The organism is Aeromonas sp. S9(2024) (genome assembly GCF_041403185.1).
GTDB lineage: Bacteria > Pseudomonadota > Gammaproteobacteria > Enterobacterales > Aeromonadaceae > Aeromonas > Aeromonas enteropelogenes.
In genome coordinates this window covers 224620-249103 of sequence record NZ_JBGLRE010000002.1, presented here as the reverse complement: position 1 = coordinate 249103, position 24484 = coordinate 224620, and the positions used below count along the sequence as shown (strand labels likewise).

The window sequence follows — 24484 nt, the reverse complement described above, 5'->3', positions numbered from 1 at the left end:
GGGAGCGCAGTCACCCTGGCCAGCGCATTAAAAAGGGGAGCCTGTGGCTCCCCTTTTGCTATCCGGTATCCACGCCATTACTGGGCGTCGGTCGCCTCTTCGTACTGGCGGAACGGAATGCGGAACACCGCCAGACGCAGGAACAGGTAGGTGACGCCGAGGCCAGCCCAGATCAGGCCCAGCTCGAGGGAGCTCTGCTCCAGGTTGATCCACAGGGCGCCGATGGTGGCGGCGCCAAGCAGCGGCAGCAGCAGGTAGATCAGGTGATCTTTCAGGCTCTTGTTGCGTTTCTCGCGGACCCAGAACTGGCCGATGACCGACAGGTTGACGAAGGTGAAGGCCACCAGGGCACCGAAGTTCACCAGTGCCAGCGCCATGTCCAGATCGAACGACACCGCGGAGAGGGCCAGGGCGCCCACCAGCAGCACGTTGATGGCCGGGGTGCGGTATTTGGGGTGAATGTAACCAAACACCCGCTCCGGGATCATGCGATCGCGGCCCATCACGTAGAGGATGCGGGAGACACCGGCGTGGGCCGCCATGCCGGAGGCCAGTACGGCGACCGTGGTGCAGACCAGGACGATGCTCTGGAACAGGGTGCCGCCGACGTAGAGGGCGATCTCGGGCAGCACGGCGTCCGGCTCCTTGAAGCGGGCCAGATCCGGGAAGTAGAGCTGCAGGCAGTAGGAGACCACCACGAAGATGACGCCACCGATGAGGGCGGTCAGCACGATCGCTTTGGGGATCACCTTGCCGGCGTTCGGGGTCTCTTCACTGAGGGAACTCAGGCCGTCAAAACCGAGGAAGGAGAAGCAGAGGATGGTCGCACCGGTAAAGAGCGGCACCATGCTGGCGCTCTCGAAGTGGAACGGCCGGCTGCTCATCAGGGTGGCGGCACCCTCGCCATGGTAGAGGCCCCAGCCCATCAGGCCAATGAAGACGACGATGATGGCGAGCTGGATAAAGACGATGGCGCCGTTGAAGTTGGCCACCAGGTTGATGCCGCGCAGGTTGAGGAAGGTCATCACGGTCACCAGGCCGAAGATGAAGATCCAGGGATCGACACCCGGGAACATGGCGGTCAGGTAGATCTTGGCCAGCAGGATGTTGATCATCGGCATGAACATGTAGTCGAGCAGGGATGACCAACCGACCATGAAACCGACGCAGGGGTTGAACACCTTCTGGGCATAGGTGTAGGCAGAGCCCGCGGAGGGGAATTTGCGCACCAGGTGGCCATAGCTGAGGGCAGTCAGCAGTATGCCGCCGAGGGCCAGCAGGTAGGCGGTGGCGACCCGGCCTTCGGTGATGTCACCGACGATGGCGAAGGTGTCGAATACGGCCATGGGGGTCAGATAGGCGAGACCCATTACGATAACCTGAGTCAGGGTCAGGGTCTTGAGCAGCTTGGCGCCTTGAGATGCCATTACGCTTTCTCCTCAATCAGTGCCGGAGCACATGCTTGCAACGCGCACAGGGAGACGAAAAATTCGCAGACCTGTACATCAAGGGCGCCGGGGAGGCGCATACCGGTGTTGGCCGGCAGGAAAGCATTGAAACGCCCCATTTTTTTCCTCTTAACGTCGGGAGATTGTTGGCAATCTCGGTATCACTTCCGGAAGGTTTCCGGCCTCTGTGGTTGGTTTGGTGTTCTGCCCAAAAGAAAGAACCGATGTCGCAAGGAACATCGGCTCTTCAATTGGCCGCGTATTTTGCATTTGTGGCCCCCCCGTGACAAGCAATAATGGGCGCCGGATCGCATTTTTTTGCACTCTGCTTTGACAGGTAAGCGATCACTCTCCCCGTACTGCCCTCATGTTACTTCTTCCCCCGTTTTTCAGGTCACGCTGGATGAGGGAGCCTCGCTCTCATCCAGTACGGAATCTCGCCATTTCGCCGCTGCAGGGCGCATTGGTACAGGAAGAGGCGCCCGGGCCGGGTGGCCTCTTCAGGTGGGGTGGCAAGGAGATCTGTCTGGTGCATGGCCCCCGCTTTGACGACCAGCACAAGGGCGGAGAGAGGCACGAATAAATGGTCACTTTATCCGGGTGAACACCGTTTTTGGTCATGGGTGGTGGGGGCAAGAGGGGCAAGCCAGGAAATTGAGTACAAAGGGATTTTTTATCAGGCTTTCAATCAGGCATGAAAAAAGGAGCCTAAAGGCTCCTTTTGATTCAGTACATTCATGCTCCCACAGACTTACTGGGCCACCTCGACCTTGTCGGCGGTGTGCAGCGGAATGCGGAACACCACCAGACGGAGGAACAGGTAGAGGGCACCGAGCGCCGCCCAGATCAGCCCCAGCTCGAAGGAGGAGGGCTCGAGGTTGAGCCACAGTACCCCGATGCAGGCGGCGCCGCACAGGGGCATCACCAGGAACAGCAGGTGATCCTTCAGGGTCTTGTTGCGACCGAGCTTCACATAGAAGTGGGCAATGACCGCCAGGTTGACGAAGGTGAAGGCCACCAGGGCGCCGAAGTTGATCAGGGCCAGGGCGATCTCCAGATCAAACGACACAGCGGAGAGGGCCAGGGTGCCCACCAGCAGCACGTTGAGCGCCGGAGTCTGCCACTTCGGATGGATATAGGAGAAGAAGCGCGCAGGCAGGGCGCGATCCCGACCCATCACGTAGAGCAGGCGCGACACGCCGGCGTGGGAGGCCAGCCCCGAGGCCAGCACCGCCACTGTCGTGCACACCAGCACCACCGCCTGGAACAGCTTGCCACCCACGTAGAGGGCAATCTCGGGCAGGACCGCATCCGGTTGCTGGAAGCGGGAGATGTCTGGGAAGAACAGCTGCAGGAAGTAGGAGGTGGTGACGAACAGCACGCCGCCGATCAGCGCGGTCAGCACGATGGCGCGGGGGATCACCCGATCCGCGTCCGGGGTCTCTTCCGACAGGGTGCTGATGGCATCAAAACCCAGGAACGACAGACACAGGATGGAGGCGCCGGTCAGCAGGGGGTTGATGTGCATCTGCTCGGAGAAGAAGGGACGGCTGCTGGCCACGGTTCCCAACCCTTCACCGTTGTAGACACCCCAGGCGATGAGGCCGATGAAGACGGCGATGATGCTGAACTGCATCATGACGATCAGGCTGTTGAAGTTGGCCACCAGCTTGATGCCGCGCAGGTTGAGGGCCGTCATCACGGCGGCCAGACCGAAGATGTAGGTCCAGGGCTCCACGTTCGGGAACAGGGCCTCCAGATAGATCTTGGCCAGCAGCATGTTGATCATCGGCATGAACATGTAGTCGAGCAGGGAGGTCCAGCCCACCATGAAGCCCACATAGGGGTGAAACACCTTCTGGGCATAGGTATAGGCAGAACCGGCCGACGGGAACTTGCGTACCAGATGGCCATAGCTCAGGGCGGTGAACAGCATGCCCATCAGGGCAAACAGATAGGCCGTCGGCACATGGCCGTCGGTGATCTCGGTGACGATGCCGAAGGTGTCGAACACTGCCATGGGAGTGAGGTAAGCCAGGCCCATGACCACGACCTGCCAGAGTTTCAGGGTCTTTTTCAGACCAACCGCCGGGGTTGTCATCATGCCTGTTCCTCACGCAGTGCCGGGGTGGCACAGTCCATCAACGAAACCGGGAGAGTGGCCCGGGGATCAAGGGCGCCAGGGTGGCGCGCACCGGCCAGGGCCGGCAGGAAAGCATTGACATGCCCCATGTTGTTCCTCACTAAGACTTGGTGTCGGGAGATTGCTGCCAATCTCGCTATCTTTTCCGGGGGTGATCCGGCCTCGTTTATGGGTTTGTTCACTGTGAAAAAAGTACCGATGCCGCTGGGCTGCACCGGTACTTTCAGTGGCCGCGCATTGTGCATTTGCAGGGCCCCCTTGACAAGCGATAAAAGGGGCAAAATTGCATTTATTTGCACTGGTGAGCGGTCACTTTCATGCTGGTCAGTCCAGCACGGCCTCCAGTGACTTTTCAAGGATTTGCAGCCCTTCGTCAATCACGGACGCAGGGGCGGTCAGGGGGGCGAGAAAACGGATGACATTTGCGCGCACACCGCATGACAACAGGACCAGACCGCGCCTGCCCGCCTCGGCCACCAGACGCTTGGTGAGGTCGGGATCCGGCTGGGCGGCATCGCGCTGCTTGACCAGCTCCATGGCCACCATGGCGCCGGGGCCGCGAATTTGACCTATGCAGTCAAAACGCTCGGCTATGCGTTGCAGTCCTGCCTTGATCTGCTCGCCCTGGGCCTGGGCCTTCTGGTTGAGCTGCTCCTCTTCGATCACCTCGAGGACCGCCAGGGCGGCGGCGCAGGCGATGGGGGAGCCGGCATAGGTGCCGCCCAGACCACCCGGCTTGGCCGAGTTCATGATGTCGGCCTTGCCTACCACGGCGGAGAGGGGGAAACCGCCGGCCAGGCTCTTGGCCAGGGTCATGATGTCCGGCTCGATGCCGGCATACTCGGTGGCGAAGGTCTTGCCGGTGCGACAGAAACCGCTCTGGATCTCGTCGCAGATCAGCAGGATGCCGTGCTGATCGCAGATGCGGCGCAGGCTCTGCATGAAGCGGGGGGAGGCGGGATAGAAGCCACCCTCGCCCTGAACCGGTTCGAGGATGATGGCGGCCACCCGGCTCGGTTCGATGTCGGCGCTGAAGCAGAGGTCGAGGGCCTGCAGGGCATCCTCTTCACTCACCCCCAGATAGTCGGCGGGGAAGGGGATGTGGTAGACCTCGCCCGGGAAGGGGCCGAAGCCGGTCTTGTAGGGAACCACCTTGCCGGTCAGAGCCATGCCCATCATGGTGCGGCCGTGAAAGCCCCCCTTGAAGGCGATGGTACCGCTGCGGCCGGTGTGGGCGCGTGCGATCTTGATGGCGTTCTCCACCGCCTCGGCGCCGGTAGAGAGAAACAGGGTGCGCTTCGATGTGGAGCCGGGCACCAGGGCATTCAACTTTTCCGCCAGCTCGATATAGCCGGGGTAGGGGGTGACCTGGAAGCAGGTGTGGCTGAATTTCTCCAGCTGGGCTTGCACCGCCGCCACCACTTTCGGGTGATTGTGGCCGGTGTTGAGCACGGCGATGCCGGAGGCGAAATCGATGTAGCGGTTGCCCTCGATGTCCCACAGCTCGGCATTCTGCGCCTTGTCGATAAAGACCGGCAGCAGGGTACCGACGCCGTTCACCACGGCGGCTTCACGGCGGGCCTGCCAGGCCTGGTTTGACTGGTTGTCTGAATGACTCATTTTTCCTCCCTGCGGGGGCGTTTGCCCCCTCTCTTGAGTGTTGGCGAGCCTCCCGGGCGGGAGCGCTCACTTCGTCCTTGAATAGTGTGGTGGCAAGCCTTGGCAGGCTGGCCAGACCCCGCCCATCCCCTTCCCATGGTTGGGAGGGGAGGGTTTGCGCCTCCCTTGATGAAGGTGAGGTGGGGTGATCGTTATCCTGCCTAGCGGATGGCGCCAAAGCAGAGGTATTTGGTCTCGAGGTACTCCTCCAGCCCCTCGGCCGCCCCTTCGCGGCCCAGACCCGACTCCTTGATGCCGCCAAAGGGGGCCAGTTCGGTGGAGATGATCCCCTCGTTGATGCCCACCATGCCGTATTCGAGCCGCTCGGCAACTCGCCACACCCGGGCGATGTCGCGGCCATAGAAGTAGGCTGCCAGGCCATAGGGGGTGTCGTTGGCCAGCGCAATGGCCTGCTCTTCGCTGTCAAAGCGCACCAGCGGTGCCACCGGGCCGAAGATCTCCTCCTGCAGGATGGGGTTGTCTCCCTTCACCTCGCCGAGGATGGTGGGCTGATAGAAGAGCGGGCCGGCGGGGTGGGCCTCGCCCCCCAGCAGCACCCTGGCGCCGGCGTCCCGGGCCTGGTTGACCAGCTCGGCCACCTTGCTGGCGGCGGCGGGGTTGATGAGGGGGCCAATCTGGGTGCCCTCGCTCATGCCATCCCCCACCTTGAAGGCTTTGACGGCGGCGGTCAGCTTCTCGGTGAAGGCGTCGTAGACGCTCGATTGCACCAGGATGCGGTTGGCGCAGACGCAGGTCTGGCCCGCATTGCGGTATTTGGAGGCCAGCGCCCCTGCCACGGCGGCATCGAGATCCGCGTCGTCAAACACGATGAAGGGGGCGTTGCCACCAAGCTCCAGCGACACCCGTTTCATGGTGTCGGCGCACTGGCGCATCAAGAGTTTGCCGATGCGGGTCGAGCCGGTAAACGAGAGCTTGCGTACCACAGGGTTCTGGCACAGCTCGTCACCCACCGCTGCCGCCTGATGGGAGGTGATGATGTTGATGACGCCGGCCGGAATGCCCGCCTCCTCGGCCAGTGCCGCTAGGGCGAGGGCGCACAGGGGGGTCTCGGCGGCGGGCTTGATGACGATGGTGCAACCGGCGGCCAGCGCCGGACCCGCCTTGCGGGTGATCATGGCGATGGGGAAGTTCCACGGGGTGATGGCGGCAACCACCCCCACCGGCTGCTTGATGGTGGCCAGGCGGCGATCGCCGCTAAAACCCGGGATGGTGCGGCCGTAGGCGCGTTTGCCCTCCTCACTGAACCACTGGATGAAGCTGGCGCCGTAGGCAACTTCCCCCTTGGCTTCGGCCAGCGGCTTACCCTGCTCGCAGGTCATGATGCGGGCCAGCTCGTCGGTGTGGGCCGTGATGGCGGCAAACCAGGCGTAGAGTTTGTTGCTGCGCTCCTTGGCGGTCAGGGCGGCCCAGGCCGGTTGGGCGGCCTGGGCGGCCTCGATGGCGCGGCGGGTGTCCTCGGCATTCATGTCGGGCACCTGGGTAATCACGGCACCGCTGGCCGGATTGGTGACCTCGAAGGTGCGGCCGCTGGCGGCGTCGCACCAGTGACCATCTATATAGGCGCGGGATTTGATCAAGCTGCTGTTGGGTATCGTTCCTGACATGGGAAGCCTCGAGTGTGGATCCGGGCAGCAGGGGGCCGGTTACCCGACCCTCCCTGTGGTGCTGCCGTATAAAATAATAAGCACAGGGAGAACATAAAGTGAGCCGAAATGTTTTTCAAGTGTTAAATATATTTGAATTATTGGTGTTCGGCATGCTAGAAAATGGGCTGTGACGCACGGTCTATCCCATATGGTGCCACAGGATGGTATCAAGGGTGTGCAAAATAATGAACGCTCGCGCTGTGTAACATAGCAAACAGCCGGGGGATGATTGGTCCGCTATTTTAACCAGCGGCGACAGGGAGGTTGATCATGTACCAAAGAGGCAAGAGCGAAGATACCCGGGGACTGCCATGAGCGGGTTGCCATACCAGAGCATGGGGGAGCGGCTGGCGGCGGTGCGCCATCAGCTGGGGCTCTCCCAGCGGCGAGCCGCCGAGCTGAGCGGCCTGACCCACGGCGCCATCTGCATGATAGAGCAGGACAAGGTGAGCCCGTCGGTGGCCTCCCTGCAAAAGCTGCTCACCGTCTACGGCCTGCCACTGTCGCGCTTTTTCGCCGAAGAGGAGCAGAGCGTGCCGAGCGTGGTGATCAAGGCCGAGCAGCTGATCGAGCTGGGCAGCCAGGGGGTCTCCATGAAGCTGGTGCACAACGGCAACAACCGCCGCCAGCTCGGCTTCATGCTGGAGACCTATCCCCCCGGCACCGACACCGGTGGCCAGGTCAAGCACCAGGGGGAAGAGGTCGGCACGGTGCTGGAGGGGGCGGTGACCCTGACGGTGGCAGGACAGAGTTATCAGCTGGAAGCGGGCGACAGCTATGTGATCGACACGGGCGAGCCCCACAGCTTCAGCAATCCGTCGGGGCAGACATGCCGCATCGTCAGCGCGCATACCCCGGCAAATTTCTAGTGACAGGCGATGCCTCGCTAGGGAAAAGAACCGGTAAGGAAACAGGGATCATGACCGAGCATGTAAACAGTTACTACGCAGCCAGCGCCAATCAACATGCGCCTTTTGCCACTCTGACCGAGCAACTGGAGTGCGATGTCTGCGTCATCGGGGCGGGTTATACCGGCCTCTCCAGTGCGCTCCATCTGGTGGAGAAGGGATACAAGGTGGTGGTGCTGGAGGCGGCCCGGGTCGGCTTTGGCGCCAGCGGTCGCAACGGCGGCCAGATCGTCAACTCCTACAGCCGCGACATCGACACCATAGAAGCGAACTGCCCGCCGGATCAGGCCAGGCTGCTCGGTTCCATGCTGTTTGAAGGGGGCCAGATCATCCGCGATCGCATCAAGCGCTACAACATCCAGTGCGATCTGCAGGAAGGGGGGGTGTTCGCCGCCGAGACCGAGAAGCAGCTGCACGAGCTCAAGGCCCAGCAGGCCCGCTGGCAGAAGTGGGGCAACGACAAGCTGGAGCTGCTGGATGCCAAGGGGGTGCGCGAGGTGGTGGCGAGCGATCGCTACGTCGGCGCTCTGCTCGACAAGAGCGGCGGGCATATCCACCCCCTTAACCTGGCGCTGGGGGAGGCGGAGGCGATCCGCATGCAGGGGGGGCTTATTTTCGAACAATCCGCCGTCACCAGCATCACGCCGGGCCAGCCTGCGCTGGTGAAGACCGCCAAGGGGGCGGTCAAGGCGCGTTTCGTGATGGTGGCCGGCAACGCCTACCTCGGCAACCTGGTGCCCGAGCTCGCCGGCAAGAGCATGCCCTGTGGCACCCAGGTGATCACCACCGAAGTGCTGGGGGAGGAGCGGGCCCGTTCACTGCTGCCGCAAAACTACTGCGTGGAAGACTGCAACTACCTGCTCGACTACTACCGCACCAGCGCCGATCACCGGCTCATCTATGGCGGCGGTGTGGTTTACGGGGCGCGGGATCCGGCGGATATCGAGCGGCTGATCATCCCCAAGATGCGCAAAACTTTCCCCCAGCTTGCCGACGTCAAGGTGGAGTACACCTGGACCGGCAACTTCCTGCTGACCCTGTCGCGCCTGCCGCAGTTTGGTCGTATCGGCCCCAACATCTACTACATGCAGGGCTACAGCGGCCATGGCGTCACCTGTACCCATCTGGCGGGCAAGCTGCTCTCCGAGGTGTTGAGCGGCCAGGCGGAGCGCTTCGATGCGTTTGCCAAACTGCCCCACTACCCCTTCCCGGGGGGCCGCATGTTCCGCATTCCCTTCACCGCCGCCGGCGCTGCCTGGTACACCCTGCGCGATCGCCTGGGGGTGTAAGCGGCCCAGCGGGAAGCGATGCAAGGGCAAGGCTCTATCGTCAGCCCGGAATCACCCGAGGGAGGCATCATGCCTCCCTCGCTTTTTGTCTGCCAAATGTCTGCCAAACCCAACACCGGCTGCCTCCCTCGTGCTTTGGCTAGAAGCGGTAAGGGAAGCGGATCCCGATACTGTAGTCGGGGGCATCCGTGGTGAGCCCTGCCGACCAGTTGACCACCATGGAGAGCCGGTCGGTGATGGCCCATGTCGAACCCATGCCAAAACTCGCCGCGTTGGCATCCGAACCGATGACCTTCTCCATCCCGAACCCTTCCGCCCCCTGCTCGGACTCGCGGGTGATGCGCTGGTTGATGTTGAAGGAGAGACTGAAGCGCTCGTTCAGGGCGAATGCGACTCCGAGCCCGTATTCAAACCAGTCACCCAGCTGGACGCTGCCCGGTTGCTGCCCCGGTTGATAGGAGATGTCGTCAAAATCCTCCTTGAGGCTGTGGCCATAGTTGATGTTGGCGAACAGGATGGCGGGATCCAGGGTCCTGACCAGCGAGAAACCGGTCGACAGCTGCCAGAGCCCGTTGCCGGTGGCGAGCTCCTTCGGGGTCATCAGGTTGCCCGATGCCGAGGTGTCGAGCTCGATGCCGTAAGGATCCGTGCCGGTCGGTGCCTTGACCCTGACATTCCACACCAGATCCGGCCACTCCTCGTCTTCGGCCATGACCCGGTAGTAGACGGCGAGGCTGAGATCGCCGAGGCCCCCGTCGCTGACGCTCTGCTCCTCGAAACTGCGGCTGGAGTTATCCTTGCCGGTGCTCTGGTAGTTGCTGTTGCGAAACAGGTAGGGGATGGCGAGCTCCAGCTGCCAGCGATCGTTGAGGGTGTAGCGGGTCACCAGATCGGCACTGATCTGATCGGAGCGCACCCTGTCCAGATTGATCTCGCCAAGAAAGATGGCATCCAGCGCGAGAAAGCCGCGCAGGGCGAGATCCTTGCGGTTGTAGTGCTGGTAGGAGAGGCCGAGGTCGAAGGTCAGGGCGCGATCGAAGACGTTGTGCTGCTCCAGCAGCAGATCTTCGGTGCTGCGACCGGGCTCCGGGCTGCGACGGTCCGGTTCCTGCTGTGCCCTGGCCGGTGTCACGGCAGCCGTGCCGGTGCCCGTCGCGGTTACTCCGCTGCTCTTGACGGCTTCCAGCCTGGCCTGCAGCTGGTGGAGCGCCTGATTTTGCTGGATCAACTGCTGGCGCAACTGATCCAGCTGTCGTTGCAACGCCTCTTCTTCTGCGGTGGCGCCCCAGCATGTCAGCGGGGTCAACATCATCAACAGCAGGGGGGACTGTTTCATGGGAGCGGATCCTTGTTGTCGTTTATCGTCCTTTTTTCGTGCCGTCAGGGGAGCAGAGGCTAGCGGGAGAACCAGATCCTCGTCTGGTTGAGGGTCTGCAAGCCATCCCCCCTGACCCGATTGAGTTGCAGCAGGCCGCGACTGAAGTCCGTGCCCCGCAGGCTCTGCTCCAGCCGGACGCTGCCATCCGGGGTGCTGAACTGCAGGCCCGCGTAGTTGCCCGAGACGCTGTAACTGGCGGTGCCGAGCACGCCCTGTTGCTGATAATGGCCGGCGGAGACCTGCTCCCCTGCCAGCTCGGGGGGCGTCGTCCCGATGCCGGTGAGGTTCACCGAGCTGTTGCCGCGCCCTTCCAGCTGCATAACCTGCACCAGCCCGGCCCCCTGCACAGGGGCGCTGGCAGGGGCCGTGGCGACCGCGCTGGCCCCCTCCTTGATGCGAATATCCAGCCTGGGGGTGTGCTGCTCCACGCTCAGTGCCAGGTTCATGGCTGCCGTCTGTCGGGACTGGGCCGTGGTCAGGGTGGAGATGAACTCGATGCCAAAATAATGGATGCCGTGAGCGTTGACATAACGCCCCCGCAAGCCGGCCAGCTCGCTATCGGACATCTGTGGTGCAAACTGATCCGACAGCTGTGCCAGGGGATCGGATACCGCCAGTAGCGGGAGGGGCAATCCCCCCAGGCTGCAGACGAGGTAGAGGGCGGGTCGGGTGTTCATGGTGACCTCACATTAGCTCTTTGTGCTGGAAGCCAAAGTCCAGCAGGGATGTTGCATTGACCGGGGCGAACAGCCCGCCTCTGCCTCTGGCCGAGAACGGAGGGGAGGGGTTGGCCAGGGGAGCGTCCGGGCGATAGCCTGCACCGATCACGGCCAGCAGGATCCCGTTCCAGCTTTCCTTGAACTCCCTGAACGAGATGATGCGGTTGCCAAGGGCAGGGTCTGCCAGATAGACACGGTCACGACGGTCGATGGCGCGCAGCACGGCGAAGTGCTGATAGCCGCGAATGTTGAGCAGCACTATGGTCGGCACCCTTACCTGGCGCAGCTTGGTATCGCTCAGGCGGTAACCCCGGGCACGCATCCCCAGCATCTGCACGTACTGCTTCATGTCCAGCATGGAAAAGCCGTAGCGTTTGACCTGCGCCGGATCGGCCATGGCCATCATGCCGTCCATCACCCAGCGTTCATTGGTCGCCTGGCCATAGGCATGGCGCAGTATGGTGGCCACCGCCGCCGCGCCACAGCTGAAGTCGGTATGCTGGCGCTCGAGATTGGCATAGCGGCGCTCCTGGATGCTCTGTACCGGTTTGGCAAGCCCCCCCAGCGCCGGGAGATGCTCTCCCATCGGCAGGGTCGCCGACCAGACGACGGGGCTGAACAGCAACGGCAATAGCCAGCGCATTGACACCTCCTTGTGGGCAAAAAATGGGGGGCACACAGGCCCCCCAAGGGTGGATCACTTGGCAAATCCGGCTGCCAGCGAGAGGTTGTTCGCTTGCAGATTGTTGGTGCCAGACGCGACGTTCACCCCGATATTGCCCACGGCACCATTGAAGGAGCCGCCGTCTATGGTGGCATGGTTGAAGGTCTCACGGGCGGTGTAGGTGTTGACCACAGGGATGTAGCCGGTCACCGAGCCGTGCAGTGTCATGTCACCCTCTTCCTTGAACTCGAACTTGGAGTCCTTGCTGCCGTCGTTGTCCAGATTGTCGTAGTCGATGTGACCCCAGAGGCTGCCGCCGTTGGGGTGATCACGATCCTGCCAGATCTCCGGATAGACATTGTTGGACTGCTTGCTCGTCCCCTCGTAATTACCCTTGGCATCGAGCTTGAGGTGAACCGGGGCGTTCTCCACCGTCCTGGTGGCGCTCAGGCTCTTGTTCTCGGTCAGGTTCTTGGACACATGCTGGCTGTTGGCCACGGTGGCCACCGCCATGGCGCCGGTGGATACCGAGGCGGCCAGGTTGTTGGCCTGCACGTTACCGGAGCCGGAGGCAACGTTGGCGTTGATATTGCCCGCGGCATTCTTGAAGGCGCCACCACCGACACCCGCCCTGTTCTGGTGCCCCTGGTTGCTGGCCCAGTTCATGCTGGCGCTCTGGCTGGAGAAGATCTCGGCATCCGAAGAGCCACCCGCGCTGCCGTGAGGGTGGCCACCGCCCATGACAAACTCGGCATCGACCTGGTCATAGGCGGCCAGGGAGACGCTGTTGCCCTGCACGTTGGAGTCACCGGCCGCCACGTTGGCGCCGATGTTGCCGGATGCCCCCTGGAACGAGCCATCAATCTTGCTTGCGTTCTCCGTTCTGCTGTTGGCCGTGCCTATCATGGTGCTGGATTGCTGGTTGTCCACGACGGCCATGCCGAGCTTGTTGACGTTGACAAAGCCGCCGACCATCACCTTGCCTTCGTACTTCACATCGACCTCAGCCTTGACCTTCTTGGTCAAGGTTGCCCCTGTCTCATCCTTGTCACCGCGGTACTCGGCGGATGCGGTGCCGGACATCGCCATGATGACAGCGGCGGCTAATGAGCTGTAAATAAGTCCACGCATATTGAGTCTCTCCATTGAACTTTCTGGGGAAGATCCGCCCATCGGCAGGTGCTGCGCCCCCGGACTTCGCTTCCTGTCCCTGCGGCATCAGGGTGATGCCGTTACTGCGCCCGCCAGGGGCAGGGCAACCATGTTGACGGCCTGGTTGCCCTGTCCCGTGACCTGGTTCACCTGAATGACCCCTTTACTGCCGCTCAGGGCGTTGTCATCCAGATAGATGCTGGTTGTCATGCTTGCGGAGAGCTGGCCCGGGGAGGGGCTGGCGATACTGTTGCCGAGATTTACATCGGTCACGACGCTTATCCCGGCGTCGCCCAGTGACAATGCGAAGCCATTGAGTTGCTGGTTGGCTTCACCCGCTGCCTGGTTGATGCTCAAAAGCCCCTGGTTCTGGCCAAGTGCCGCGCCATGGATAGCGACGCTCTGGTGACCGCCCGGGGTGACGCTGGATTGATTCTGTTGGCTGAACTGAATTACGGCCGGACCCGAGAGGGAAATAGATGCGAGGTTGCCTTGTTGGTTGTGATTGCCGGCAACCATATTGACGCCCAGGTTGCCACGAATATTGCCAAGCGCTTGCGACCCCAAATCAACACGATTCTCCGCTTGTGATGAACTCATCAATTGGAGGAGTGAAAGGATCGCCACGACAATATATTTCATCATGCTATCTCTATTGTTTGTCACTTGGGGTTTACAGATATAGCAATGGAGGTGCCAAAGTTTAACCTATTGATTTAAATGATTTTTGTGTTTTCAGGTTGCGCCGTTTTGTCTCAAATTTGAGACTGCATTTTTATGTCATCCATCAAGGTGTTGTTTATCAATGAATTTATTTTTCTCAGCCTAAGACTGGCTTGTCTCAATATTGCTGCGCATCAGTCAATTAGGCGGGATGGTTTATAGTTATCGTCACCTGATGTGCTCGAATTAAGCTCTTTGATAATGAGAATTTCTATCAAAATAAAAACATGAACCTTGCGGGGCCAGGATTGGCACGCTTATAAGAAGCTCGAACAAGGAGGTTTCCATATGACAGCAACGGCATTATTGCTCATCAATTCATGTGCCGTACTGGAGAGTCTGCTGGTCAAAAGCGAGTGGCGGGTGGAGCAGGCAAGTTCACTGGCGATGGCAGAGAGAAAGTTGCAGGAGAAGGATTATCCCCTGGTACTGGTGGCCATCGAGCCTGATCAGCACGAGGCATTGTCAGCCTTGATCACGCAGCACGCGAGCAGCCTGTGGATTGGCCTGATCCAGCGTGATGCCCTCGCCAGTGAGGAGATGCGCAATTTGCTGGCCGCCTGTTTCCATGATTTTCACACCTTTCCCCTCGAGCGGATACGGCTCTCCCACAGCCTGGGCCATGCCCTCGGCATGGCCCGGCTGATCAGGCGCTATCGCCCGAAAATAGCGGAACAACCGCGCTTCATTCAGGGGGAGAGTGTCCCCATTCGTCAGCTGCGTGAACAGATCCAGCGCTTGCAGCACTGTCGCCTGCCGGTGCTGGTGACCGGGCCGAGCGGCACCGGCAAGGAGCTGGTCGCCAGGGAGTTGCACTACAGCGCGTTTGGGGAAGATAGCCCCTTCGTGGCCGTCAACTGTGGCGCCATGCCCCACCAGCTGATCCAGTCCGAGCTGTTTGGTCACGTCAAGGGGGCCTTCACCGGGGCCCAGAGTCGCAAGATAGGCAGGATAGAAGCGGCCGATGGCGGCACCCTGTTTCTCGACGAGATAGGCGAGCTGCCGCTCGAAGATCAGGCGACCCTGCTGCGTTTCTTGCAGGAGGAGAGCATAGAGGCGGTGGGCAGCCATGTGTCCCGCAGCGTCGATGTGAGGGTCATTGCCGCAACCAACATAGACGTAGAGCAGGCAGTGGCCAACGGCTCGTTTCGCATGGACCTTTACTATCGGCTCAATGTGGTGCGCCTGCGCACACCCGCGCTGCGTGAGCGAGCCGAAGATATCCAGCTGCTGGCGGACGAGGTCCTGGCCGAGGCGCGGGGCAATCGCATGATAAGCTTCACCCGCAAGGCGCGCCAGGCCATGCAGTCTTACGACTGGCCAGGCAATGTCAGGGAGCTGCGCAACCGGGTACAGCGGGCCGCCGTCATGTGTTCGGGCCCCTTTATCGATGCCCAGGATATGGAGCTGATCCACAGGGACTCCCAGCTGCTGAACATGAACAACTCCCTCAAGGCCGTGCGTGAAGCAGCAGAACGCCAGGCGCTGCAACGAACCTTGACCCGTTTCCCGGATCAGCTGGAAGAGGTGGCGCGCCAGCTCGATATCTCCCGTGCGACCCTCTACCGCCTGCTGGACAAGCACGATTTGCTGTAAGCTGGCGAACCCGCCAGGGTGGCGTGAAGGAAGTGGCCTATACCAGCGAGAGTATGGGCGGCGGTGTTGCAACCCGTCCGTGGCTTGTCCGGAAGATGCCAGAAACAACAAGGCCACCCAATGGTGGCCTTGTTGTTCAGGCGAATAGTGCTCGGAAGCTCGAAGCTGGTCGCCGCATGATGTGGGCTATGGGGGGACAGAAGAGGTTATCCGGCAATACGGCCGGATTAAGCTCACCACTGCATGCCAGCAATGGCGTCGCTAGGCGGATTAGGTACTACTGTTGGCAGCCTGCGATTAACTTCGTTGCCAATGCATGACGATTTCGGCGCGGCCGCTATGCTCGCACACCTGATGTTCACTCTCGGTAAAACCGTTACGGACATAGAAGCGTCGCGCTGCATCATTCTCTGCATACACCCTCAAATCGAGGCGCTCATATCGTCTTTTGAGGTGCTCAAGCAGTTGGCGACCCAGCCCCTGTGACTGCTTGTCCGGGGTGATAAAGAGGGCCGCGAGTGCCCCTTGGTGATAGGAGACAAACCCCAGGAGCTGGCCACCTTCCTCATAGACCCAGCTTTCGCTGGCGGGCAGATAGATATCCCGCATTGCCGCCCGCTGTGCATGCCAGAAAGAGGCGGGGATAAAGTGGTGAGCCCGTATGGATGCCTGATACCAGAGCTCTACCACGGCATCCAAATCGGCAGTAGATAATGGACGGATCATGGTTTCCTCTATGGTTAAAAATGGAGACGGGATCGACTCGATGAGTCAAGCGTCATGGGGCGTTCGTGGACAGATGATGACTTTCTCGTAGCTGAAAATCATTCAGCTATCGTCACCGTATAATGGCGCTCTACGTTGGCCGTAATCTCTCCCCAATACGAGGATTTGACTCTGGCTTGGTGTGCTTGAAAGGCTATATTGTCGACAAACTCTTCATAGACATCGAATCGACATGGATTAGCGCTATCTTGAATTACCTCAAAGACAAGGCAACCGGGCTCAGTGCGAGTCAGTTGGATATGTCTGGCAAGCTCATCTTTAACCTGAGCTAAATCTGATGGAGGAACAATAATAAATCCCTTTAGTATTACCTTGCTCACGGCTTCCCTCAAACAGAGATATTTTAATGTTGATAATAAACAGGGTAAATAACTGACATTTAAAAAATAAAAACGAGAATAAAATAAGTATATAATACGTGCCATTTTATTATGGCAGTAGATGTCTAATGTTTTTTAATTCTTCAATGTATATGTCTAAATGTGATAAGGCAATTGGGTATCCAGCACATGATGATACTAGAATGTCGTGATGATTAACCATAAATAGCCCTTCACTCTTTAAATAATTTCTATAATCATCAGGAGAAAAACTCTCCAATGTATGAACATCTACAGCCTCTACCAATTGATTTATTATTTGAGTTTTATTCATAATAAAGAGATCTTATAGATATAAAGGATGCATATTTTTCAAGGTTTAACATTTGTTATCACGGATTACTCACTACGGTCATGCTACCGCCCCTGAGTTACAGCTCCCACACTGCTGTTATGAACCAATATGCTTCGGACAAAATCGGCATAGCTGAGAAGGCGCATGGCGAGCCTTCGGATGCGTTGCTTTGTCGAGCGACAATGATACCGAATGAAGCCTTTTCCGAAAGAGGCAATGGGCAATAATCAGTCGTGGATCAATAAATTAAACACGGGCTGGGTTGCTGCCTGAATGGGCCAGTGGGGCGTCTGGATGCAGTGAAAGGGGGAAGAGTAAACACACTGCGGCCACCCGAAGGTGGCCGCAGTGTGTGAAGGCCGAGCCTTATTTGCGGGTCAGTTTGTCCAGATAGCCCATGGCAAAGGCGGAGACGACAAAGGTGATATGGATCAACAGGTACCATTTGATCTTGTCGTTGGGGATATTTTCGGCATTCATAAACACCTTGAGCAGGTGAATGGACGAGATGGCGACGATGGAGGCGGCCACCTTGTTCTTCAGGGAACCGGCGTCGAGCTTGCCGAGCCACACCAGCTTGTCGCTCTCATCCCCCACGTCGAGGCGCGAGACGAAGTTCTCATAGCCGGAAAACATCACCATCACGATGAGCCCCCCCACCAGGGTGATATCGATCAGTGACAGGGTGACCAGCACCAGATCCACCTCTTTCATTGCGAAGATATTCGGCAGGATATGGATGATCTCCTGAAAGAACTTCAGGCCCAGTGCCAGCAGGATAAGGCTGAGCCCCAGGTAGATGGGGGCCATGATCCAGCGCGATGCATACATCAATCTTTCAAACATGTTTTCCATGGTGTGATAGCAAGTCCATCAAAGGGTTAACAGACAAAAACGCCCCTAGCTTAACCGAGATGGGGCGCATCACAAGTATCTGAATGAAAACGGTGGGGGATTTGTGCGGTGGGCACACGACAGGCGCGACCCGCATTGCAGGAGGGGAAAGCAAGGGCCCTGAGGCAGGGCCCTTGGGAGTCAGGGCAGGATCAGGGTAAAGCGGGCACCGCCAAGGGGCGATTCGTCCACCCGGATCTGGCCGCCGTAGCTGTGGACGATCTCGGTCACGACCGCGAGGCCAATGCCTTGTCCCGGGGAGCTGTCGGCCCGCACGCCGCGCTGGAAGATCTGCTCCGACTTGGCCGGCTCTATGCCGGGGCCGTCATCTTCCACTTCGATGCGCAACTGCTCGGCCTGACGGCGCACCGTCACATGCACCTCGCTGATGGCGAACTTGCAGGCATTGTCGAGCAGGTTGCCCATCAGCTCCATCAGATCCCCCTGCTCACCGTGAAACAGGGCGTCGTCATCGAAGTGAAACTGGGTCTGCAGCTTCTTGTGGCGATAGACCTTGGTCAGGCTGGCCAGCAGTTTCTCGATAAGGGGCACCGGCTCAGTGCCTTTGCTGGCGAGGCGCTGGCGGCCGGTGACGGCGCGCCTGAGCTGGTACTGGACCATCTGATCCATGGTGAGGATCTGCTCGTTGATGTTGTCGTGGATGTCGCGCCCGAGCTTGCTCTCCCGGGTGGTCATCTGGATCAGCGCCAGCCGGGTTTTCAGGCTGTGGGCGAGATCGTTGAGGGCGTGCTGGTAGCGCTGGGTCTGCTGCCGCTCGTTCTCCAGCAACTGGTTGATGGAGTCGGTAAGGGGGGCCAGTTCCCGCTCGACATCGCTGGAGAGGGCGTCGAGCTTGCCGGCCCGGATCTCGTCGAGCTGGCGGGCGATGGCGCGCAGGGAGCTGAGGCTCCAGAAGGTGGTGAGCACCAGCATGCCTGCGAGCAGCATATAGGCCAGCAGCGCCTGGCGCGCGGTCTGGCTGAGGTAGGCGAGCGCCTGGGCGTGGTAGCGCTTGGCGGAATCTATCATCACCACGTAGTAGGCGGTAGTGCCGGTGCCGGGGTTGCGAACAAAGCGCAGGCTGTAGACGAAGTAGCTCTCGCCGTTTTGTATGGTGTGCTTCTTGAAGAAGTAGTCGAGATCCATCCCCCCCAGGTACTTCATCAGATCCCCGCAGATGGTCTGCTTGGTCTTGATCACCTCGGGCAGATGCAGGCTGGACCACACCAGGGCGCCGTCGGCACGGCAGATGAGGGTGTCGAGGTTGCGATCCCCGGCATTGCGGGAGAGGTGGCCAAGATCGGCGGATTTGTTCTGGGAGGGCTCGGTGGAGGAGAAGAGCTTGGCCAGGTTCTCCTGCATCCGGGCGCTCGCCTTCTGGCTCAGCTCCTCGACATGGGCAAGGTAGAGGGCATACACCGCAAAGCTCATGATGAGGGCGATCACCAGCAGCGAGCTGAGCAGCAGCTTGATGTGCAGGGAGCGGCGCAGCAGCTGCACGGGGCGCAGCAACAGGGGGAGCCGCATCAGTTGCACGACAGGTTGAAAATGTAGCCCTGGCGACGGATGGTGGAGATGGGTTGAATCGTCCCTTCCGGATCCAGCTTCTTGCGCAGCCGGCTCACCATCACCTCTATGGTATTGGGGTCCCCTTCGCCGTCGCCGTAGAGCTGATCGAGCAGCTGCTGCTTGGAAACCACCTGACGGGCATTGCGCATCAGGTATTCCAGAATCAGGTACTCGAAGCTGGTGAGTACCGCCACTTCGCCGGCGATGGTCAGCTCCTTGCGGGAGAGATCCAGCTCGTAATCACCGGCCTTCACCCGTGGGGAGATAAACCCGGCGCTGCGGCGCAGCAAAGCGTTGAGGCGAGCCAGCAGCTCGTCTTTCTGGAACGGCTTGACCAAATAGTCATCGGCGCCCGCCTCCAGCCCCTCGACCTTGTCCTGCCAGTTGCCACGAGCGGTCAGGATCAGGATGGGGAAGGGGATCTGTTGTTCGCGCATCTGGCGGATCAGCTGCAGGCCGTCCATGTCCGGCAGGCCGAGATCGATGATGGCCACATCAATGGGATAGTCAGCGGCGTAGTGCAGCGCAATACCAGCCTGATCCGTGCTGTAGACCTGATTGTCGGCCTCGGTCAGCAGGGAGGAGAGGTGGTGATTGAGCAGCTTGTCATCTTCGACCAACAAAATTTTCATGATATGGGCGGTCATAGGAGGTCCAGGCTGCCAATTAGAAAGGGTTAGTCATGCAGAGTCAATCCGTATCCTAATGCGCCCCGCCTGTATCGGGACTGAATCAGCCCGACTTCAGACTTTTTGTCAACTGGTCGTTTAAACCGGACATGATGCTATTGATGGCATCCAGTCCGGTATCTTGCCGGCGGTTCATGCAGCAAGAGAGGGTGATGGATGAAAGATCAGCCCCGAAGATGGCGCGCCTGCCTGCAAGGCAGGGAGCGTAGCGACCTTCTATATATCGTCTGGTTCTGCTGGGGGGCGGCCCTGCTGCTCTATGTGTTGGGGTCGGATAACTATTTATGGCCGGTGGCACCCATGCCGCTGGTTTTGCTCATTTGGTTGATGGAGAGAGTCAGGATGTTTGGACGAAAACGTGCGAGTCAGTCCGGTGACAGCGCATCGGCGGGCACTACCGTGATCGCGGCGGGAGCCCGCTTCAAGGGAGATCTGCTGCTTGACGGTGACCTGGAGGTGCAGGGGCACGTCAACGGTACCATCGAAATTGGCAAGGGGGTGCTGCGCATCATGCAGGGAGGCTTTGTCGAAGGGGAGGTGAGTGCACCCAGGGTCGTCATCAACGGCCTGCTGGACGGCACCTGCAGCTCGCAAGAGGTGGAGATCCTGGAAAATGGCCGGATGCAGGGCGTATTCAAGGGAGGCACCCTCTCCATCTGCAAGGGAGGCAATTTTATTGGCCACTCCCAACCGGCGGAGAGGGCGACCATCGAGCCGCCAAATAACCCGCTGCCCGATAGCAAAAGCGGTAAGCCCAAGGCAAAAGAGCAGGCCCGGGGAGCCGGGGATAAAGTGGCTGAGACGCTTGTCGCGCAGGCTTGAACCGGTTTGCCAGAAAGAGAGAGGGGGCCTTGTTGGCCCCCTCTCTCGTCTGTGCTGATGATGTCAGTCGCGCTGCTGCGGCAGCATCATGGTCAGGGTGTTGTCCTTGCGCACATGGTGGTGATAGAGGGTCGCCGCCGCATGCAGGGCGATCAGGGCATAGCCGATATTGCCCAGGGTCTCGTGTATCTCCTTGAACCACTTCTTGAGTTCGGGATCCGGGGCGACCAGCGCCGGGAGCGTCATGCCGAAGAAGGGGACGGGTTTGCCGCCGGCGCTCAGCAGCAGCCAGCCAAACAGCGGGGTGAGGATGATAAAGCCGTAGAGCGCGATGGGCGCCAGCTTGGCCAGCAGGCTCAGCATGGGTGGCAACTCGGGCACGATGCGGGGCGTCGGGCTGATGGCGCGCAGAAAGAGGCGGACCCACACCAGGGCGAAGATGAGCAGCCCCAGCATGAAGTGCCACTGTTTCATCAGGTCCCGTCCCGGATCTCCCTTGGGGAAGATGTCACGAAATTCGATCAGGGCGTAGACGGCGATCATCAGCAACAGGGTCAGCCAGTGCAGCCCGATATTGAGGGCGCCGTAGCGTTGTTCGGTATTCATCAGCATGATTGGTTTCCTTCAGTGAGAGCGTCACATCCGTGTGGCATAGCCGGGCGCGAGGTCGGGCCGGTTCCATGGGCGGCAAACGGCGGGTGGGTACTGCAGCCGTGGGCGGCCGGGGAGAGGGTAGCACCTGACCACACCGTTTGCAGGGCCATTAGGCGCCCGGGTGCGTGAAATGTTCGTGAAACCGGGCGCTGATGGGGCTCTGTTAGCCTCAGGCGGCTTCGATGGCCAACACCTGGCAAGCGGGTTCGCTGATGCTAAAGCGCACGTTGCAGTCAAACAGTCGCACCCCGTACACCTTGTCATCCGGCTTGCCTTTCTTGTAGGCGGGGCGCGGATCCTGGGCCAGCACCTCGCTCACCAGCTGGCGCAGCTCGGGATGGGCCTTGAGCCAGGGCTGCAACTGCTGCTCCGCCTCTGGCGTGAAGCTCACGCACAGGGGCGGGGTGGGGGCATCCGGGGCGAAACCGCCACGGGCATCCGGCAGGCTGTCGGCATAGGGGATGTAGGGCTTGATGTCGACGATGGGGGTGCCATCGAGCAAGTCCACCGCCCCCAGCTCCAGCCACAGCTTGCCGCGCGAGCGGCCAACCCCGTGCAACTCGACCACGGAGAGGCCGAGGGGGTTGGGGCGGAAGGTGGAGCGGGTGGCAAACACCCCGACCCGCTCGTTGCCGCCGAGGCGCGGTGGGCGCACCGTCGGGTGCCAGCCCTGATCCATCGTCTGGTGAAACACGAAGCTGAGCCACAGGTGGGAGAACTGCTCGATGCCGCGCAGCACGTCCGGCTGATCGTAGGGGGGCAGCAGCTCGAGGCGGGCGCGGGCCGATTTGACCAGACCGGGCTGGCGCGGGATGGCGAACTTCTCCTTGTAGGGAGAGCGGATGATACCCAGGGTGTCGATTTCGAACTTCATGGCGGATCCTGACTGAAAACCCCGGCAATTTAGCACAACCGGCCCCAAAACGCAGGCATGACCCGATAGCATCCCTGCGCGTCTGCTGCCGTGATCCCCGTCCCATCCCGGCGCTGCGCAGGCTGTGTCTGGCTGCCAAGTTGCGTAGGGTAGGGGCAGACAAGGAGCCGGCAGGATGGCGGCGCGGTCAGTTTGCGCAACATCAGCCGCAGAGGATGAACAGATCGGTGGGGAGACGGGAGCGCCTGTGCCGATCAGGAGGGACATGGATGAAATTGCTGATCATCGGCGGCACCGGGTTTCTCGGCCGCCATCTCACCGCGCTGGCACTGGACTGGGGGCACGAGGTGACCCTGTTCAATCGCGGCCACTACCAGCATCCGGACTGGCGGGATCTGGTTCAGCTCACCGGCGATCGGGACCGGGATTTGAGTGCGCTGCAAGGGGATGGTCTCTACTGGGATCTTGTCATCGACACCTGCTGCTATCACCCGGAGCAGGCAGCGCGCCTCTCGGCGGCACTGCTCGGTCGCTGCGAGCGGCTGATCTTTATCTCCACCATCAGTGTCTATCGCGACTTTGCCCAACCAGAGATGGATGAGTCGGCGCCCCTGCACGAGATCAGCGAGGATGAATTCCCCACCGACTATGGCCCGCTCAAGGTATTGTGCGAAGCCGAATATCGCGCTCGCTGGGGGGCACGACTCTGCATCCTGCGCCCCGGTGTGCTGTGCGGCCCCTTTGATCCCACTGGGCGCATGGCCTGGTGGGTAAAACGGGTGCAGCAGGGGGGGGCCTGGCTGCTGCCGGGGGATGGTCAGGATCGACTGCAATATCTCGACGTGCGCGATTGCGCCGAGTTTGTCCTGCGGGCCGCCGAGCGCCAGTTGGGGGGAGTCTTCAACCTGGTCAAGCCCGGCATCACGCTGGCGGACTGGGTGGAGCGGCTGGCCGCGAGACTGATACCGGCCAAGGTGCTACAGCCCGAGTGGATGCCCTGGCAAGAGATGCTGGCGGCCGGGGTTGAGCCCTGGCAGAGCTATCCCACGCTTTTGCCCAACGGGCTGGCTGAGTATGCCGGCTATGGCCGCATCAGCGCCGAGGCGGCCATCGTGCAGGGGCTCAACTTCCGTCCGCTGGAGGAGACCGCCATCGATCTGGCCCATTGGCTCGCCGACAATGGGGCTGTGCCTTTGGACGGGATGACGACAGCAGAGGAGGCGGCGCTGCGCCAGCGCCTCAGCGTGACGCAATAGCGCTTGCCATGAAACCGGACCCATGCAAAAGAGGGCATCCTGCGGGATGCCCTCTTTATTTCGGGATGCTGATGATGGTGCCCAGGAGCTTGCTTATGGGCGCAAGCTGGCGCCAGCGGCGACCAGCAGCTCCTTCAAGATGGTGCGATGGCAGCGGGACTCCTGCTCGCAGTAGCAGCCCACCGACAGGTTGGTGGTGTGGGAGAGGGCGGCCAGGAGCGCCAGATCGTGTCTGGCGGCGGGCGTTGCCATCTCGGCCTTGTACTGCTTGCAAAACGCCGCCCACTGGGCCTGTGTCTCGGCGCCCTGGCCCAGCTTCATGGTCTCGCTGCTGGGGGCAAGGTTGGGGAACCAGACGTCATACCAGTTCTGGCTGGCAAACTTGTCTTTGGGCACCCCGCGAGGGGGGCGGCGCACGGTACCCACCCGCAACCCCTCATCAGGGAGGCGGGGAGTGCCGAGGCGGACGATAGCCAGCGCCATGGCTTACTCCTCGGCGACTTTCAGTGCCTGGCCGTAGCAGATCACCTGCTTCAGGCAGCCCGGGGTGTCGCTGAATTCGGCGCACTTGTCGATGGTCACGCCATTGCCACCCATGTCGGCGGCGTGGCGGCGGGCCTGGGTACGGGCATCGCCAGCATTGGGCGGCGGCTGGTTGGTATCGGCCTGGCAGGACTCCCCCTCGACGGTGCCAAGGTAGAGATAGTTGAGGTCGGCCAGCTCGTTTTGTTCGTAAATACGAACACCGCCTGGCTTGAAATAGTCGTCGAAGTTCTCTTTATCCAGATTGCTGTTGAAGGCGTAGTTGGCACAGCCGGAGGCAATCAGGGGCATCATCAGGATCAGGCGTTTCATATCAGCATCTTGTCGAATAAGGAGAGGACATTATAGGGGCCAGTCGTCGGTGGCGACCAGCCCC

At 60.6% G+C, this 24484-nt stretch carries 23 protein-coding genes; 5 read left to right on the top strand and 18 right to left on the bottom strand.

Translation table 11 applies throughout. The features are described from left to right. Window positions 1-77: 77 nt before the first annotated feature. The 4 genes from ACB028_RS04410 to ACB028_RS04395 form a co-directional block, all read right to left on the bottom strand. A complete protein-coding gene (locus ACB028_RS04410; RefSeq protein ID WP_371143608.1) occupies window positions 78-1427 on the bottom strand; it encodes an APC family permease in 1350 nt (449 codons plus the stop codon). Window positions 1428-2199: 772 nt separating this feature from the next. Further along, window positions 2200-3549 (bottom strand): APC family permease, encoded by a 1350-nt coding sequence (locus ACB028_RS04405; RefSeq protein WP_026457272.1) that lies wholly within the window; start codon window positions 3547-3549, stop codon window positions 2200-2202. 366 nt (window positions 3550-3915) lie between these two features. Next, entirely contained in the window at window positions 3916-5211 is a 1296-nt protein-coding gene (gabT, locus tag ACB028_RS04400; protein ID WP_371143607.1) for a 4-aminobutyrate--2-oxoglutarate transaminase, read from the bottom strand. Between the two features lie 200 nt (window positions 5212-5411). Further along, on the bottom strand, window positions 5412-6875 hold the full coding sequence (locus ACB028_RS04395; protein ID WP_371143606.1) for an NAD-dependent succinate-semialdehyde dehydrogenase: 1464 nt from the start codon (window positions 6873-6875) through the stop codon (window positions 5412-5414). A gap of 353 nt (window positions 6876-7228) precedes the next feature. Here ACB028_RS04395 and puuR point away from each other — a divergent pair, with 353 nt between their 5' ends. Further along, the gene (puuR, locus tag ACB028_RS04390) at window positions 7229-7786 is read left to right on the top strand and encodes an HTH-type transcriptional regulator PuuR (RefSeq protein ID WP_371143605.1); all 558 of its coding nucleotides are present in this window, start codon (window positions 7229-7231) and stop codon (window positions 7784-7786) included. A gap of 50 nt (window positions 7787-7836) precedes the next feature. Beyond that, window positions 7837-9114: an FAD-binding oxidoreductase gene (locus tag ACB028_RS04385; protein ID WP_042027692.1), complete on the top strand. Its 1278-nt coding sequence runs from the start codon at window positions 7837-7839 to the stop codon at window positions 9112-9114. A 139-nt stretch (window positions 9115-9253) separates the two neighbouring features. Here ACB028_RS04385 and ACB028_RS04380 read toward each other — a convergent pair whose 3' ends face one another. The 5 genes from ACB028_RS04380 to ACB028_RS04360 all read right to left on the bottom strand — a co-directional run bounded on the left by ACB028_RS04380 (window position 9254) and on the right by ACB028_RS04360 (window position 13672). Beyond that, entirely contained in the window at window positions 9254-10450 is a 1197-nt protein-coding gene (locus tag ACB028_RS04380) for a transporter (protein WP_371143604.1), read from the bottom strand. Between the two features lie 59 nt (window positions 10451-10509). After that, window positions 10510-11169, bottom strand: a complete 660-nt coding sequence (locus ACB028_RS04375) for a hypothetical protein (protein ID WP_371143603.1) — start codon at window positions 11167-11169, stop codon at window positions 10510-10512. Between the two features lie 7 nt (window positions 11170-11176). Then, on the bottom strand, window positions 11177-11854 hold the full coding sequence (locus tag ACB028_RS04370; RefSeq protein WP_268856366.1) for a C39 family peptidase: 678 nt from the start codon (window positions 11852-11854) through the stop codon (window positions 11177-11179). A gap of 54 nt (window positions 11855-11908) precedes the next feature. Next, window positions 11909-13006: a hypothetical protein gene (locus tag ACB028_RS04365; RefSeq protein WP_335827564.1), complete on the bottom strand. Its 1098-nt coding sequence runs from the start codon at window positions 13004-13006 to the stop codon at window positions 11909-11911. Between the two features lie 87 nt (window positions 13007-13093). Further along, window positions 13094-13672 (bottom strand): hypothetical protein, encoded by a 579-nt coding sequence (locus tag ACB028_RS04360; RefSeq protein WP_371143602.1) that lies wholly within the window; start codon window positions 13670-13672, stop codon window positions 13094-13096. A 366-nt stretch (window positions 13673-14038) separates the two neighbouring features. Between ACB028_RS04360 and ACB028_RS04355 the strand changes: the two genes are divergently transcribed. Then, window positions 14039-15346 carry a sigma-54 dependent transcriptional regulator gene (locus ACB028_RS04355; RefSeq protein ID WP_342012927.1) on the top strand — a complete coding sequence of 436 codons (1308 nt, stop codon included), beginning with the start codon at window positions 14039-14041 and terminating at the stop codon, window positions 15344-15346. A 297-nt stretch (window positions 15347-15643) separates the two neighbouring features. On the opposite strand, the gene ACB028_RS04350 is transcribed toward ACB028_RS04355, so the two are convergent. The 5 genes from ACB028_RS04350 to ACB028_RS04330 all read right to left on the bottom strand — a co-directional run bounded on the left by ACB028_RS04350 (window position 15644) and on the right by ACB028_RS04330 (window position 19902). Then, window positions 15644-16072, bottom strand: a complete 429-nt coding sequence (locus ACB028_RS04350) for an N-acetyltransferase (RefSeq protein ID WP_371143601.1) — start codon at window positions 16070-16072, stop codon at window positions 15644-15646. A gap of 98 nt (window positions 16073-16170) precedes the next feature. Beyond that, window positions 16171-16452: a putative quinol monooxygenase gene (locus ACB028_RS04345; RefSeq protein WP_201978229.1), complete on the bottom strand. Its 282-nt coding sequence runs from the start codon at window positions 16450-16452 to the stop codon at window positions 16171-16173. A 721-nt stretch (window positions 16453-17173) separates the two neighbouring features. Continuing rightward, window positions 17174-17662, bottom strand: a complete 489-nt coding sequence (locus ACB028_RS04340) for a TIGR00645 family protein (protein WP_042027681.1) — start codon at window positions 17660-17662, stop codon at window positions 17174-17176. A 180-nt stretch (window positions 17663-17842) separates the two neighbouring features. Beyond that, complete coding sequence (locus ACB028_RS04335; RefSeq protein WP_371143600.1) at window positions 17843-19228, bottom strand: ATP-binding protein; 1386 nt, start codon at window positions 19226-19228, stop codon at window positions 17843-17845. Beyond that, a complete protein-coding gene (locus tag ACB028_RS04330) occupies window positions 19228-19902 on the bottom strand; it encodes a response regulator (RefSeq protein WP_042028195.1) in 675 nt (224 codons plus the stop codon). Before ACB028_RS04330 ends, ACB028_RS04335 begins: the two co-directional genes overlap by 1 nt. A gap of 399 nt (window positions 19903-20301) precedes the next feature. On the opposite strand from ACB028_RS04330, the gene ACB028_RS04325 reads away from it, so the two are divergent. Next, on the top strand, window positions 20302-20781 hold the full coding sequence (locus tag ACB028_RS04325) for a polymer-forming cytoskeletal protein (RefSeq protein ID WP_223378539.1): 480 nt from the start codon (window positions 20302-20304) through the stop codon (window positions 20779-20781). Between the two features lie 63 nt (window positions 20782-20844). Here the strand turns inward: ACB028_RS04325 and ACB028_RS04320 are convergent, their stop codons facing one another. Together ACB028_RS04320 and tsaA are read right to left on the bottom strand one after the other, a co-directional pair. Beyond that, complete coding sequence (locus ACB028_RS04320) at window positions 20845-21393, bottom strand: cytochrome b (RefSeq protein WP_042027676.1); 549 nt, start codon at window positions 21391-21393, stop codon at window positions 20845-20847. 211 nt (window positions 21394-21604) lie between these two features. Beyond that, on the bottom strand, window positions 21605-22309 hold the full coding sequence (tsaA, locus tag ACB028_RS04315; protein ID WP_371143599.1) for a tRNA (N6-threonylcarbamoyladenosine(37)-N6)-methyltransferase TrmO: 705 nt from the start codon (window positions 22307-22309) through the stop codon (window positions 21605-21607). Between the two features lie 269 nt (window positions 22310-22578). Here tsaA and ACB028_RS04310 point away from each other — a divergent pair, with 269 nt between their 5' ends. Further along, window positions 22579-23565 carry an NAD-dependent epimerase/dehydratase family protein gene (locus tag ACB028_RS04310; RefSeq protein WP_042072957.1) on the top strand — a complete coding sequence of 329 codons (987 nt, stop codon included), beginning with the start codon at window positions 22579-22581 and terminating at the stop codon, window positions 23563-23565. Between the two features lie 93 nt (window positions 23566-23658). Here the strand turns inward: ACB028_RS04310 and ACB028_RS04305 are convergent, their stop codons facing one another. Beyond that, entirely contained in the window at window positions 23659-24048 is a 390-nt protein-coding gene (locus tag ACB028_RS04305) for a DUF488 domain-containing protein (protein WP_042027672.1), read from the bottom strand. A 3-nt stretch (window positions 24049-24051) separates the two neighbouring features. Beyond that, window positions 24052-24420 carry an Rcs stress response system protein RcsF gene (gene rcsF, locus ACB028_RS04300; RefSeq protein WP_371143598.1) on the bottom strand — a complete coding sequence of 123 codons (369 nt, stop codon included), beginning with the start codon at window positions 24418-24420 and terminating at the stop codon, window positions 24052-24054. Window positions 24421-24484: the final 64 nt, after the last annotated feature.

Excerpts from the sequence above, each read along its gene's own strand:
- ACB028_RS04375 (WP_371143603.1), bottom strand. The coding sequence starts at position 11,169 with ATGAACACCCGACCCGCCCTCTACCTCGTCTGCAGCCTGGGGGGATTG.
- rcsF (WP_371143598.1), bottom strand. The coding sequence starts at position 24,420 with ATGAAACGCCTGATCCTGATGATGCCCCTGATTGCCTCCGGCTGTGCC.
- ACB028_RS04330 (WP_042028195.1), bottom strand. The coding sequence starts at position 19,902 with ATGAAAATTTTGTTGGTCGAAGATGACAAGCTGCTCAATCACCACCTC.
- ACB028_RS04395 (WP_371143606.1), bottom strand. The coding sequence starts at position 6,875 with ATGTCAGGAACGATACCCAACAGCAGCTTGATCAAATCCCGCGCCTAT.
- ACB028_RS04380 (WP_371143604.1), bottom strand. The coding sequence starts at position 10,450 with ATGAAACAGTCCCCCCTGCTGTTGATGATGTTGACCCCGCTGACATGC.
- ACB028_RS04360 (WP_371143602.1), bottom strand. The coding sequence starts at position 13,672 with ATGATGAAATATATTGTCGTGGCGATCCTTTCACTCCTCCAATTGATG.
- ACB028_RS04355 (WP_342012927.1), top strand. The coding sequence starts at position 14,039 with ATGACAGCAACGGCATTATTGCTCATCAATTCATGTGCCGTACTGGAG.
- ACB028_RS04340 (WP_042027681.1), bottom strand. The coding sequence starts at position 17,662 with ATGGAAAACATGTTTGAAAGATTGATGTATGCATCGCGCTGGATCATG.
- gabT (WP_371143607.1), bottom strand. The coding sequence starts at position 5,211 with ATGAGTCATTCAGACAACCAGTCAAACCAGGCCTGGCAGGCCCGCCGT.
- ACB028_RS04320 (WP_042027676.1), bottom strand. The coding sequence starts at position 21,393 with ATGCTGATGAATACCGAACAACGCTACGGCGCCCTCAATATCGGGCTG.
- ACB028_RS04385 (WP_042027692.1), top strand. The coding sequence starts at position 7,837 with ATGACCGAGCATGTAAACAGTTACTACGCAGCCAGCGCCAATCAACAT.
- ACB028_RS04325 (WP_223378539.1), top strand. The coding sequence starts at position 20,302 with ATGTTTGGACGAAAACGTGCGAGTCAGTCCGGTGACAGCGCATCGGCG.
- ACB028_RS04405 (WP_026457272.1), bottom strand. The coding sequence starts at position 3,549 with ATGACAACCCCGGCGGTTGGTCTGAAAAAGACCCTGAAACTCTGGCAG.
- ACB028_RS04350 (WP_371143601.1), bottom strand. The coding sequence starts at position 16,072 with ATGATCCGTCCATTATCTACTGCCGATTTGGATGCCGTGGTAGAGCTC.
- tsaA (WP_371143599.1), bottom strand. The coding sequence starts at position 22,309 with ATGAAGTTCGAAATCGACACCCTGGGTATCATCCGCTCTCCCTACAAG.
- ACB028_RS04335 (WP_371143600.1), bottom strand. The coding sequence starts at position 19,228 with ATGCGGCTCCCCCTGTTGCTGCGCCCCGTGCAGCTGCTGCGCCGCTCC.
- puuR (WP_371143605.1), top strand. The coding sequence starts at position 7,229 with ATGAGCGGGTTGCCATACCAGAGCATGGGGGAGCGGCTGGCGGCGGTG.
- ACB028_RS04410 (WP_371143608.1), bottom strand. The coding sequence starts at position 1,427 with ATGGCATCTCAAGGCGCCAAGCTGCTCAAGACCCTGACCCTGACTCAG.
- ACB028_RS04365 (WP_335827564.1), bottom strand. The coding sequence starts at position 13,006 with ATGCGTGGACTTATTTACAGCTCATTAGCCGCCGCTGTCATCATGGCG.
- ACB028_RS04310 (WP_042072957.1), top strand. The coding sequence starts at position 22,579 with ATGAAATTGCTGATCATCGGCGGCACCGGGTTTCTCGGCCGCCATCTC.
- ACB028_RS04370 (WP_268856366.1), bottom strand. The coding sequence starts at position 11,854 with ATGCGCTGGCTATTGCCGTTGCTGTTCAGCCCCGTCGTCTGGTCGGCG.
- ACB028_RS04305 (WP_042027672.1), bottom strand. The coding sequence starts at position 24,048 with ATGGCGCTGGCTATCGTCCGCCTCGGCACTCCCCGCCTCCCTGATGAG.